At 44.6% G+C, this 12279-nt stretch carries 14 protein-coding genes; 7 read left to right on the top strand and 7 right to left on the bottom strand.

Annotated features, from left to right (window positions below; all coding sequences use genetic code 11):
- Window positions 1-102: 102 nt before the first annotated feature.
- The 4 genes from QUB66_RS07315 to QUB66_RS07300 form a co-directional block, all read right to left on the bottom strand.
- Complete coding sequence (locus QUB66_RS07315; protein WP_332967067.1) at window positions 103-1815, bottom strand: tetratricopeptide repeat protein; 1713 nt, start codon at window positions 1813-1815, stop codon at window positions 103-105.
- A complete protein-coding gene (locus QUB66_RS07310; protein WP_332967066.1) occupies window positions 1772-3127 on the bottom strand; it encodes a P-loop NTPase fold protein in 1356 nt (451 codons plus the stop codon). Before QUB66_RS07310 ends, QUB66_RS07315 begins: the two co-directional genes overlap by 44 nt.
- 63 nt (window positions 3128-3190) lie before the next feature.
- Window positions 3191-3712 carry a tetratricopeptide repeat protein gene (locus tag QUB66_RS07305; RefSeq protein WP_332967064.1) on the bottom strand — a complete coding sequence of 174 codons (522 nt, stop codon included), beginning with the start codon at window positions 3710-3712 and terminating at the stop codon, window positions 3191-3193.
- Window positions 3713-3759: 47 nt separating this feature from the next.
- A complete protein-coding gene (locus QUB66_RS07300) occupies window positions 3760-4119 on the bottom strand; it encodes a single-stranded DNA-binding protein (protein ID WP_265235851.1) in 360 nt (119 codons plus the stop codon).
- A 331-nt stretch (window positions 4120-4450) separates the two neighbouring features.
- On the opposite strand from QUB66_RS07300, the gene QUB66_RS07295 reads away from it, so the two are divergent.
- From QUB66_RS07295 to mreD, 3 genes are all read left to right on the top strand, one after another.
- Entirely contained in the window at window positions 4451-5458 is a 1008-nt protein-coding gene (locus tag QUB66_RS07295; protein ID WP_265235862.1) for a rod shape-determining protein, read from the top strand.
- Window positions 5459-5545: 87 nt separating this feature from the next.
- On the top strand, window positions 5546-6349 hold the full coding sequence (gene mreC, locus QUB66_RS07290) for a rod shape-determining protein MreC (protein ID WP_265235852.1): 804 nt from the start codon (window positions 5546-5548) through the stop codon (window positions 6347-6349).
- Entirely contained in the window at window positions 6349-6915 is a 567-nt protein-coding gene (gene mreD, locus QUB66_RS07285) for a rod shape-determining protein MreD (protein WP_265235853.1), read from the top strand. The genes mreC and mreD overlap by 1 nt, the downstream gene beginning before the upstream one ends.
- Before the next feature lie 206 nt (window positions 6916-7121).
- Here the strand turns inward: mreD and QUB66_RS07280 are convergent, their stop codons facing one another.
- On the bottom strand, window positions 7122-7913 hold the full coding sequence (locus tag QUB66_RS07280; protein ID WP_265235854.1) for an HAD family hydrolase: 792 nt from the start codon (window positions 7911-7913) through the stop codon (window positions 7122-7124).
- Between the two features lie 246 nt (window positions 7914-8159).
- On the opposite strand from QUB66_RS07280, the gene argB reads away from it, so the two are divergent.
- The 4 genes from argB to QUB66_RS07260 all read left to right on the top strand — a co-directional run bounded on the left by argB (window position 8160) and on the right by QUB66_RS07260 (window position 10457).
- Window positions 8160-9071 carry an acetylglutamate kinase gene (gene argB, locus QUB66_RS07275; RefSeq protein WP_265235855.1) on the top strand — a complete coding sequence of 304 codons (912 nt, stop codon included), beginning with the start codon at window positions 8160-8162 and terminating at the stop codon, window positions 9069-9071.
- Window positions 9072-9570: 499 nt separating this feature from the next.
- On the top strand, window positions 9571-9756 hold the full coding sequence (locus QUB66_RS07270) for a type II toxin-antitoxin system VapB family antitoxin (RefSeq protein WP_332967060.1): 186 nt from the start codon (window positions 9571-9573) through the stop codon (window positions 9754-9756).
- A 109-nt stretch (window positions 9757-9865) separates the two neighbouring features.
- Window positions 9866-10210 (top strand): DUF6883 domain-containing protein, encoded by a 345-nt coding sequence (locus tag QUB66_RS07265; RefSeq protein WP_265235857.1) that lies wholly within the window; start codon window positions 9866-9868, stop codon window positions 10208-10210.
- Entirely contained in the window at window positions 10194-10457 is a 264-nt protein-coding gene (locus QUB66_RS07260; RefSeq protein ID WP_265235858.1) for a DUF4926 domain-containing protein, read from the top strand. Before QUB66_RS07265 ends, QUB66_RS07260 begins: the two co-directional genes overlap by 17 nt.
- Here QUB66_RS07260 and QUB66_RS07255 read toward each other — a convergent pair.
- Window positions 10425-10682: a hypothetical protein gene (locus tag QUB66_RS07255; protein WP_332967058.1), complete on the bottom strand. Its 258-nt coding sequence runs from the start codon at window positions 10680-10682 to the stop codon at window positions 10425-10427. The two genes, QUB66_RS07260 and QUB66_RS07255, sit on opposite strands and share 33 nt — an antisense overlap.
- A gap of 3 nt (window positions 10683-10685) precedes the next feature.
- Entirely contained in the window at window positions 10686-12245 is a 1560-nt protein-coding gene (locus QUB66_RS07250) for a CAP domain-containing protein (RefSeq protein WP_332967057.1), read from the bottom strand.
- Between the last annotated feature and the right edge of the window lie 34 nt (window positions 12246-12279).

Here is a 12279-nt window from a genome sequence, read left to right as displayed (position 1 = left end):
TGCTAGCTGATTTGATATCAGATCATTTCTGTTTGATTCGGACTTGTATGATGTTAAATTTTGTAGGGCGATGCCAGCAATAATTGCCCATAATCGATAATCTCATAAACCCGCCCCCGCCTGAACATCCGCAATAATTTCCTTCACTATCTCGGCATCAGGCGATCGCAAATGCTGTAAAATCTCCAAAGATTGCTGTAAATAATTCAAAGCTTTCTCAAAATCTCCCTGTGCTGCTAACAACTGTCCAAGCATTGCGAAAGTAGCAGCTTTCCCTTGAACATTGCCAATTTTTTCCTTAAGTTCGAGAGATTGTTGATAAAATGCGATCGCCTTTTCTACATCCCCTTGATTCGCATAGATTCCTGCTAGTTGGTGCAAAGTAGCAGCTTTCCCTTGAACATTGCCAATTTTTTCCTCAACTTCGAGAGATTGTTGATAAAATGCGATCGCCTTTTCTACATCCCCTTGATTCGCATAGATTATTGCTAGTTGGTGCAAAGTAGCAGCTTTCCCTTGAACATTGCCAATTTTTTCCTCAACTTCGAGAGATTGTTGATAAAATGCGATCGCCTTTTCTACATCCCCTTGATTCGCATAGATTATTGCTAGTTGGTGCAAAGTAGCAGCTTTCCCTTGAACATCGCCAATTTTTTCCTTAAGTTCCAGTGATTGTTGATAAAATGCGATCGCCTTTTCTACATCCCCTTGATTCCGATAGATTCCTGCTAGACAGTGCAAAGTAGCAGCTTTCCCTTGAACATCGCCAATTTTTTCCTGAAGTTCGAGAGATTGTTGATAAAATGCGATCGCCTTTTCTACATCCCCTTGATTGGCATAGATTATTGCTAGATTGTGCAAAGTAGCAGCTTTCCCTTGAACATCGCCAATTTTTTCGTAAATTTCGAGAGATTGTTGATAAAATGCGATCGCCTCTTTGGGATTTCCCCAATCGTCCTGAATCCATCCTAATTGATATAAAGTATTTGCCTTTAAAGATATAAAATCTTCATCATCTTTCACCAAATCTAACGCTTGTTTCAAATAGTATGTTGCTGTCGAGTATTCACTCCGGCTGCGATAAGCAATTGCCAGATCATTCAAAACTCTAATGCGAGTTTTCAAATCCTCGTGAGTTTGCTCCCGCCCATTCGAGGGAGTGTATTCAATCAATAACCTTTTCAATAAATCGATCCGTTCCTGCTTTTCTGGAACCTCACAATTGCTAATCCCTTTGCTAGCATCCAGAGTTTGAGAAATCGCATCATCTCTAGTATTTGCAGGAGTTTTGAATACAAAAGTTCCCGAATTCCAGGCCCAGAAATCCGGCGCAAAATTAGCAACTCGCGTAATCGCATAATCTGGCAAACAAAACAGCATTAGATGCGGTACTTTAACCGGATAAGCATCTCGTACCCAATTAAAATCAACCAACATCGGCGGATATTCTCCCGTCATCCCGATCGCATTTTCCACCCCCCGCACAATGAAAATCAACTTCTTGTCTGCTTGAACCTCAACTGTTGGCAAAACCTTCAGAATTTCATCCATCAAAAAGCGCATATCAGAATCGGGAAAATCCCAAATCTCAAACTGCATATCTTGACAATCGGGATGGTTAATCAATGCCTGAATAATCGCATCTCTATCCTTCGCAAAATTACTTTGGATAAATCCCAAATCAAAGGCATTGTCGGGAACAATATCAACAAATGTCAGCAATTGGTCAAAAGATTCTTGATTGAATTCAACAATCCTTTGTCTATCTATTTCAGGGATTTCCTTGAATTGATCTAAGGGCTTGTTGGAAAGCATAACTTTGTTTTACGAGTGGGTTGACATAATTCCACCGACTACTCCCGTTGTATTCCAAGACAGAAAGATTGAATAATAAATTTTGTCCGATTTCTTCTTTAGCGATATCTTTGTCGATGCAAACTCGCGCTAATATAGTATAATATTCTGGCGTAGGAGTAGACCTTTCAAAATCAAATTGCTGTTGATTTAAAGCGTAAGTGACATCTTCAGCCAAAACTTTACTGTGTTTGCGAGTAATGGCTGTGCGACAAGTCGATCGAGTTATCTGCATCAATTGTCGGACGTGACCGCCACTAGCTTTTGCCAAATCTAGCAGCCGTTGTCGATCGTCAAATACCGCACTAATATCAACCCGCTGTTCAATTAAACGGGCAACTCCCTCTAATCTTTGCTGATTGTAATTTAAATCGCACTCACTACGATTAAATTCATAAATATTCACCATTGGCACGATATTGGGATTGCTAAACAAGTTGCTAACATTTTTATATGAATAAATTACCGAAATCGGCACTGTATAGATGATTGTACAGTCTAGTTCTTGGAGTTGAGGAGCGTAATCAAAAAACAAATGATTACCAACATTTGGAGGAATCCGGTCTAAGTTATCAACAATCAGCAAAAATCCTTTTTGGTAACGGTTGGGATATTTGTGTCTCAGCTTCTTAAAAGCATCTTTCAATAACAGATTAATATCTGCTTGCAAGCGGGATAGATTACGCTGAAGAGTTTCGCGAATCACTTGTTTTTGTTGACTAGAACCTTTGATTTGACCGATTAATTTTGCAGTCAACTTAGAAATAAACGGAATTTCTGCACCTGCACTTGCTTCGGTTTCGATGCTAGCGGAAAGTTGAACACTTTCTTCTGTTTCTTTAGTGACTTCTTTAAACCACAATTCAAAACTATGTAATAGTTTTTGATCAAACTTCAATCCTAATTCAGTTAAATCATCAGCTACTTTGTTGATAACTAACAAATATAAATCGGTATATTCAGCATCAAGAACATCTAGTTCCTGATCGAATTCTATATAAATCACCCGATATTCATTTTCCCATCGCGACTGAATCCGTTTTAATTCTGTACTTTTGCCACATCCCCGATGTCCCGTAAACAAAATTGTGTTAAATTCTCCCGGTTCTTGAAGATCCAAATCCGTGCTAACATCGTCGATCGCTACTGTGTTGCGTACTGCGGACAAATCCACATAATATCGTGCAATATCATCGCCCGTTAGAGGCTTGACATCGCAAGCGCGGTAAGCTTCTTTGAGTGTTTTGGCGCGATTAGCTGGTAATGAAGTCATCGGATTGTAGATTGTAGATGTTGGATTTTCAATTTTGGATTGAACCGACAGTAGGTTGACTGCTTAATAACTAATAAATAAGCCAGCTAAAATTAAAAATATCGCAATTAATGAAACCCAGATAAATTGATTATCTTTGGTATTAACTTGACTTAAATCTACAGGTTCTTGTACGGCGGGCTTTGGTTTGGCGTACTTGATATCAGCCTTGGGATTTGCTTGAAAACTAATTGATTGATTTTCATCTAAAGCTGCTAAATCGGGGATTTTTACTGTCCATTCATCAGGGATACTGAGTTTGGGGGCTTCGAGAATGAACAGCAAGCGCTTGGCTTGCTGGCGGGTTTCTTGGCGCGGATGGCGGGTGAGTTTGCGGCAAAGCTCGATCGCCCTTTCGGTATCGCCAGAGGCTTCGTAGGCTGTCACCAGCCACATCTGCACGTCGCCGCCTAATCTGGAAGTGCGATCGACCAAACCCGTCGCTGTTTCCAAACTCTGGATAGCTTGAGCATACAGACCGCTCTCAAAAGCTACTCGGCCCGCTTGATACTCAGTTTGAACAATTTCTAACTTTTCTGAACTCACCAGCCCCCACCCAATTCACAAATATTAGTTCCCAAATTCCCCAAAAGCTAGAATTCGCTGTTGTTTTGCGACATACCTGACTCATTGTCCCGTTTGGAACCCAGCAAGTCTAACTGGTCTACTCTAATTACTGGCTTCGAGCGATTTGAACCCGTATTGCGGTCTTGCCAGCGATCGAACTTCAAAGAGCCTGTTACTCCAATTAGAGCGCCTTTGCGAACGTAGTCAGCAGCGACTTGCGCTGTTTTCCCCCAGATTTCCAGATTAAACCAGTCTGGCTGATCGTTGTTCTTGCTTCTGCGGTTGACTGCCAGCGTCAAATTACACTTAACTGTACCCGACTCAAAATACTTCACGTCCGGGTCGCCACCGACGCGGCCGACCAAAGTCACAACATTAAGACTCATAAATTTTTTCGGGAATGTGCTCGATTGGTGATGTAGTTAAACTCTCCCTGAAGGGCGATCGCCTCCAAACTTAACTTGGAACAGCGCGAATCAGGGCTTCATCCTGATTTTACACCCACTTACCAGAACATACTTATTGTGGATGATTGGCGAGGCAAGCGTTCAACTTATGCTCGACAATGTTACGTTTCGACTAGACTCAGGATGAAAAACGTAATAGAATCCACCTCGGTTACACTTTTGTAACAACATTATTGCACACATTAGTATTTTAGTTTTGGGGGGGTACAAATCAGTGGGTCTTCTCAATCGATTTTCCTTATCTAGAGATATGGGTATCGACCTCGGTACTGCTAACACGCTCGTTTATGTATCTGGCAAAGGTATTGTTCTGCAAGAGCCGTCCGTAGTGGCGATCGACCAAGACTTAAAAATACCGCTGGCTGTTGGAGAAGAGGCTAAAAAAATGCTTGGGCGCACGCCTGGGAATGTCATAGCACTGCGCCCGCTTCGCGACGGGGTAATCGCCGACTTCGATACAGCCGAACTCATGCTCAAGACTTTTATCCGCAGAGTTCACGAAGGCCGAAGCTTAGTTTCGCCGCGGATCATTATTGGCATCCCCAGTGGTGTCACTGGTGTCGAGAGGCGCGCTGTGATTGAGGCGGCTACTCAGGCCGGTGCTAGAGAAGTACGGTTAATTGATGAACCTATCGCTGCGGCGATCGGGGCTGGACTGCCTGTGGCTGAGGCAACTGGCAATATGATTATAGATATCGGTGGGGGTACGACGGAAGTTGCGGTTTTGAGTTTGCAAGGTACGGTGATCAGTGAGTCTGTCCGGGTAGCCGGTGATGAACTCAATGAGGCGATCGTCCAATACATGAAAAAAGTTCACAATTTGGTGATCGGCGAACGCACTGCTGAAGAAATTAAGATTCAGGTGGGTTCCGCATATCCAACGACCGAGGATGACGATGTGATCATGGAAGTGCGCGGCTTGCACTTGCTCTCCGGTCTACCGCGAACTGTTACAATCAAAGGCCCAGAAATTCGCGAAAGTATGTCGGAACCGCTGTCAGTAATTGTGGAAGCTGTCAAACGTACTTTGGAACGCACACCCCCGGAATTAGCGGCAGATATTATTGACAGGGGAATTATGCTGGCCGGTGGCGGAGCACTGATGAAAGGTTTAGATACTCTAATCAGTCACGAGACAGGAATTGTCACTCATGTGGCAGCCGATCCTCTTTGCTGCGTGGTTTTGGGAACTGGTAGGGTATTGGAAAACAAACAGTTGGAACGGGTATTCAGCGGGCAGTCGTCGCGCAGTCTGTAATTAACAAACTTGGGATTTTGGATTTAGAAATAGGTCTGCCATCTAAACTCTAAAATCCTGACATAACAATTTTACTTGATTGAAATTATGCTAAAGCACACAATCCGCAGGTGGTGGGATCTGCGTCTACAAATTGCTCTTTTAGGTTTAGCGGTAACTGCGGCTTGGGGGGTTCGACAAACACAAGGTGCTGTACTTTTTGAAGTTTACAATTGGGTGTCTCGTCCGTTTCAAGCCAACGGCTCTGGACAAGAGCAACTCATCTCGGCTCGCACTCAAGAATTGCAAGCGCAACTATTAGAATCAGAGACTCAAAATCAGAAGTTAAAAGAACTTTTAGGTTACGTTTCTGCTAAGAAACCTAAAGGAATTGTCGCTCCGATTGTGGGGCGCAGCGCTGACCATTGGTGGCAGCAAGTAACCTTGGGGCGCGGCAGTAATGATGGCATTAAAACAGATTTTACTGTGATGGGCCCTGGCGGTTTGATAGGTCGGGTTGTCAGTGTTACTCCTAATACTAGCTTAGTGCTGTTAGCTAGCGACCCTACAAGTCAATTGGGTGTGGGAATTACCCGCAGTCGTAATATGGGTTTTATGCGCGGTAAAGGCCCAAATCAGGCTGTGATGGAGTTTTTTGATAATGTTCCCAATGTTAAGCCTGGAGATTTGGTTTCAACTTCTTCTTTCAGTCAGTTGTTCCCTGCTGGTTTGCCGGTGGGAAAAGTGGTTTCGGTTGATCTGAATAAAACTCCGGCTCCCGAAGCTGTTATTGAGTTTTCTGCACAGATGAATTCTCTGGAGTGGGCGGTGGTTTACCCACACTCTAAGGAATCTGAACAAAAGGCTTCGCAGGGTCAATCTTCTGCACCGTCTGGGGGAGCAAAGCCGTAATGAAGCCTTTATCTCGGATGTTTTGGCGATCGCGCAAATTTTTGAATTTCGGCGTTACATTTGCTTCTGTGATGCTGTGTATACTGATATTGCCGACTCGGTTTCCGGGAATGGAATTGCTGGGAATTGGCCCGAACTGGCTGTTAATTTGGTTGGTAGCTTGGAGTATTAAGCGGAGACGTACAGTTTGGGGAGCTGCTAGTATGGGCATCGCTTTGGGGTTTCTTCAAGATGCGATGACGGCTCCTAATCCCACCCACGCTGTAAGTCTAGTTGTTGTAGGTGTCTTAACGGTTGTTTTGCAGAAAAGTTGGTCGATTCCGGCTGATATTGTTGAGAGAGATCCGGTTCCAATCGCGTTAATTGTGTTTGGGATGGCGGTGGTGGCGGAAACGGTGATGGGGCTACAATTTTTCGCTATGGGCGATCGGGCTTTACTGGAAATTTGGAGCTATCATCAGCGTGTGGCTTTGTGTTCTGCTATTCTCAGTAGTCTTTGGGCTCCGGTGATTTATTTTCCCCTGAATCGCTTGTGGGAAATGACCAGAAGTTTAGAAAAATTTTAGTCATTAGTTAACTGTTGACTGTTAACAGTTAACTGTTGACTGTTAACAGTTAACTGTTGACTGTATAGAGGTTATCAAAAAAGTGAGGTATACGGGCGATGCCCCATGCCCCATGCCCCATGCCCCATGCCCCATGCCCCATGCCCCATGCCCCATGCCCCATGCCCCATGCCCCATGCCCACTGTTAGTGAGAAAGGCTATATAGTCATTCTACTATTACTTGTTGCCCCAAACCTAATAAGTGATGAACGGCAATAATTAAGTCGCTGAGAATGAAATTAGGCTGGTGCTTTTGCAGTTGATAGTGGCTGCGAATGCCGCACGTAACGGCAATTGTTGGTATTCCCAATGCTTGTCCTGCGAGGATATCTGCTTCGGTATCTCCGATCATCCAAGCCGAACCCAGCGATGACTCAAATTCTTCTGCAACTTCAGCCAACAATTCGGTTTTTAAGGCTGTATAGTTGTGATAGGCCGCATCGGGTATCTGAGTTCCGCGAATGGACGTAAACAGTCTGGCTAAACCGTAATTTTGCAACAGTTGAACGGCTTGATTTCTCGGCCGCAGGGTGACCAAAATCAGCCGCACGCCGCGGGAGTGCAGAAGTGCGATCGCCCATTGCACTCCTGGCTGGATGCGATCTAAGTGCAACAAGTCTGGCTGATTGACAATCCGACTCACGCATCCGAGAAAAACGTGAATTTCTTCTCCCGATAAGCCCGAACTTTTGGCTATTTCAGTATCGGGGACTCGGTTTTGTTTCATTTCCCAAAACTGCTGTTTGCTGAGGATTTGGAGGTTGAGGTTGATTCTCCTGGCATCATAAGCTGCTTGAGTGTCCGCTAATCCCTGTTGATAGGTGGCGTAGTAGCGATCGGACACATCGACGATCGGCCCGTCTAAATCGCAAAATACTGTCATCCGGGGGGACGAGTCAGCCTCTGATGGTAGCTTGTACTGAGGGTTTTCGGAATTGGGGGCGACAGCAGTTAACATATAAGGTTAAGTAAATCAAGGATAACGATACATTTCTTGACTTTACCAAGAATTTTATAAGTTATAAGACAAAATTTCAAGTTATATCATTAAAAAAACCTATGATAATTATGAGGAGAGCTCTCAGAAAGGGCGATCGGGCCAATCGTCGATAAATTCAAGGGAAAAAGTGATTTTTGTAGCTGTTGATATTTGCTTTAGCCATTAAAGTTTAGAATTAAGTTTTTAGTCTTTTGTAAATTACCCATGCTCAAACAAAGCGATTTTGTTAGGAATCCAGACACTAATCGAGTAGAAGTGCTTTCAGAAGCACTACCTTACATTCAACACTTTGCCGGCCGCACGATTGTGGTCAAATATGGCGGTGCTGCGATGAAAGATAGCACTCTCAAAGACAAAGTTGTTCGGGATATTGTGCTGCTAGCTTGCGTGGGGATGCGTCCCGTTGTGGTTCACGGCGGCGGCCCAGAAATTAATATTTGGCTGGAAAAGTTGGGAATAGAGCCACAATTTAAGGATGGTTTGCGGGTGACTGATGCGGCGACAATGGAAGTCGTAGAAATGGTTTTGGTGGGAAAAGTAAACAAGGAAATTGTTTCGTTAATCAACCAAGCTGGCGGCAAAGCAGTAGGATTATGCGGCAAGGATGCGAATCTAATTCAAGCTCGTCCAGATGGCCGGGAAGGAATTGGGTTTGTTGGTGAAGTTAGCGGCGTGGAAATCAACATCTTAGAGTCTTTGGTGAACAGCGGTTATATTCCGGTGGTGTCGAGCGTGGCGGCGGATCAATTCGGTCAATCTTACAACATTAATGCTGACACAGTTGCCGGGGAAATTGCCGCTGGTTTGGGAGCAGAAAAATTGATTTTGATGACTGATACTGCGGGAATTTTGGAGGATTATCACAACCCGGAGAGTCTGATTGCTAAGTTGGATATTCAAGAAGCGAGACAGTTGGTTGAGTCGGGAGTTGTGTCTGGGGGGATGATTCCGAAGGTTAATTGTTGTGTGCGAAGTTTGGCTCAGGGTGTGAAGGGCGCTCACATTATTGACGGGCGAATTCCTCATGCTTTGCTGCAAGAAATATTCACGGATGCGGGGATTGGTTCGATGATTGTTGCTTCTGAGTTTAGTGGGGCGAAGTTAAGGAATAAGTAATGCGTAAATTTTAGCTTGGGGCGGGTAGGTGAAGCGGTAAATCATTGCTTTACCCGTCCAGAGAATCGCTTTCTAGTTCGCCAGTAGGACTTGTGGGAACTATTGTTTAAGTGTATGATACGGGAAAGGAGTGTCAATATTTAGTGGAGTTTGCTGATACTCAATGGATTGAATATGCTATGGCTATTTTGAAAGCAGATGAGATTTGAGTTTTGCAATACGATCTCGCAGTTGCTTAGTAATGTGAGGAGAATAGAAGTTCGATAGGGGCGATCGCACTTTTGGAAGAAGGGGCGATCGCCCGCGTGAGATTTAGGATGAGATAGGGGCGCACTTTGGGAATGAAAGGGCGATCGCCCGCGTGAGATTTGGGATGGGATAGGGGCGCATTTTTGGAAGGAAAGGGATCTCGCCCATTGATAGGGTTTGAGTGTTACACTAAAAATACAGCATTGTTCGGTGACAATTGCGTCATACCCTACTTGCAGGAGGAAAATACATGGTAACTACGCTCGAAATTGACAAAACTCTTCTTCAAGAAGCCCTTGATTTGAGTAATCATCAAACACCTACTACATTAATTGAAGCGGCTTTACGCGAGTACATCCAACGTCGCAAACAACTAAAAATATTGGAATTGTTCGGTACTATTGACTACGATGAAGATTATAACTACAAGCAATAGCGACAAACAAGCGGAAAGTCGATATATTGTGAAAGAATTAAAGCGCAACAGTCCACTCTCTCCGTTACCAGAAAAATTTAGATTAATTAGGGGGTGATGAGGAGTTATAATGAAACTACCCAATGGCAATCAGGCTGAAGTTTCTCTGCAAAAGCTGGTCGGCTATTGCTTAAATCCAGAGCATTCTCGTGGAAAGCACAAAGCCAGAGTGTTTGCATCGGTTTTGGGAATCACGGCTAATAATGCAGAAGTTTTGCGAAAGCTTATTCAAAAAGCAGCCATTGAAGGTGAAGTTGTCCAAGAAAATACTACTGATTTTGGGCAACAGTTTAAAGTTGATTGGACTGTACCCGATACAGTGGGGATTGAGCTTCGGACAATCTGGGAAATTACTTCGACTAATTCTAACCCTCGTTTGATTTCAGCTTTCTTAAACCATGATAAAAAACTTTAGACTTTTGGATTCTGTTGCGATTCTCCAGCCTGTTTCAAATACGCGATTAACGCTAGTGGAACCGGAATATGAATCTGTTTCTAGTTTGCCAGTAGGACTTGTGGGAACTATTGTTGAAGTGTATGATACGGGAAAGGAATGTCAGTATTTAGTGGAGTTTGCTGATAGTGAAGGGATTGAATATGCTATGGCTATTTTGAAAGCAGATGAAATTTTAGTTCTGCAATATGAACTTGCAGTTGCTTAGTAATGTGAGGGGAATAGAAGTTACATAAAGGCGATCGCGCTTTTGGACTGAAAGGCCGATCGCCCGCGTGAGATTTGGGATGGGAGATGGGCGCACTTTTGGAATGAAAGGGCGATCGCCCGCGTGAGATTTAGGATGGGAGACGGGCGCACTTTTGGACTGAAAGGGCGATCGCTTTTTACACAACAAGTAAAGGGCAGGCAAGATGCCAGCCCCACCAGTCATATTTTATCCAAAACGCAGGCCTACATCTGTAAGGGGAACGATGAATGTAGCGCTCTGAACTGTTGCTGGCAACACATTTATAACATTCCCTAAAATGTCGCCATTTGCCAGTAGGATTGACGTGTTCATACCAACAGCATTAAAACGGAGTTCAGTTGGGGAAATGTTGCCTGCGATCGCAATTCTATCGCCTTGACCAAAATCAGTAATTCGATCGGCTAAATTAGCATCGCGATTTCCGGCTTCAGAATTAGCTATCAGAATAAACGTATCTGATCCACCGCCACCAGTCAGAGTATCTGAACCAATATCGCCGATCAGAATATCGTTACCATCACCGCCAAGTAAAAGGTCATTGCTTCTACCGCCCCGCACAAAGTCATTGCCTGAGCCACCGTCAAGGGTATCGCTGTCTTGGCCACCACTGAGGATGTCATTTCCCTCGTCTCCAAAAATCCGATCTTCATTTTTGCCACCGCGCAGCAAGTCATTGCCAGCAGCACCTCTCAAACTATCCGCGCCTGCATTACCGTTGACTACATCATTGTCAGATGAGCCGAAAATAGTATCATTTCCTTCCAGGGCAAGTAAACCGCCACTTGGGATGGCTTCTAAACCTGGAAGTGATAAATCGAGAAAATTATTGTCTGGGGTTAATTTGACAAAATTGCCATTGGCAAGACCTGCGGTCGCTGAGTTAGATAGGCTATCAAAAGCGTTCAGCAAGTTAGAGTCATTGATAATGACACCGGTAGGAATAGATGTATTCCCTGGTACTGGATCTGGGGGTACTGGGGGTACTGGCGGTACTGGCGGTACTGGCGGTACTGAATCTGGTGGTTCTGGCGCTACTGGATCTGGGGGTACTGGGGGTACTGGGGGTCTTGGGGGTACTGGGGGTACTGGGTCTGGCGGTGTAGGGTCTTGAGGCGAGGGAACCCCTGGTGGCGGCGGTGCGGGTGGTACGGACGGCGGTGGAGGTGTTGGTATCAGTGGAGGTGTTTCTATCGGTGTTGGTGTTGGTGTTGGTGTTGGTGTTGGTGTTGGTATAGAAGCACTGCTGATTGAGGGTTCGCCTGTAGGATCGCTTTCCTCACCAACCCACATAACCGCGTATCCTTTATAGATGCCGACTCCTAAAGCTTTCCACTCTTTGCCTTGCCAAATGTTTTGATTGAGGATAACGGCATTGTGTAGAGGACTGTTTTTCCAACTGTTTAAGCTGTTTTCTGCTGTGGCGACAAACCCTTGAGATCCTCCAAAAGCGTTCTCATAACCATTGCCAGGATAGCCAGTATTCAACCGCTGGGGAGCTTTCCACATATTAGGCCAAGTCTTGGAATCGTTGCCATCATAGGGAGCATCACTCCAGGCATGAGTGAGACTACCAATGTTTTCTGTGATGTCTTGGACGTGGCGATTAGCAACGGTAGTCAGTGCCTTTGATTTTGGTATGGGTGGCAGCCCGTTTTGAGCGCGGTACTGATTGATTAAGTCGATCAGCTTAACTTCTTCTGACTCTAAACCGTCCTGCGGTGAAGATGTGTAGATATTGACTGTCATATTGAACAAACCTGCTTGTGTGTAATTTTTTTGA

Source organism: Microcoleus sp. A2-C3, assembly GCF_036706065.1.
In the GTDB taxonomy this organism is placed as follows: domain Bacteria; phylum Cyanobacteriota; class Cyanobacteriia; order Cyanobacteriales; family Microcoleaceae; genus Microcoleus.
Note: the sequence above shows the minus strand (reverse complement) of the source record. Positions and strands in the feature narration are given on the sequence as shown.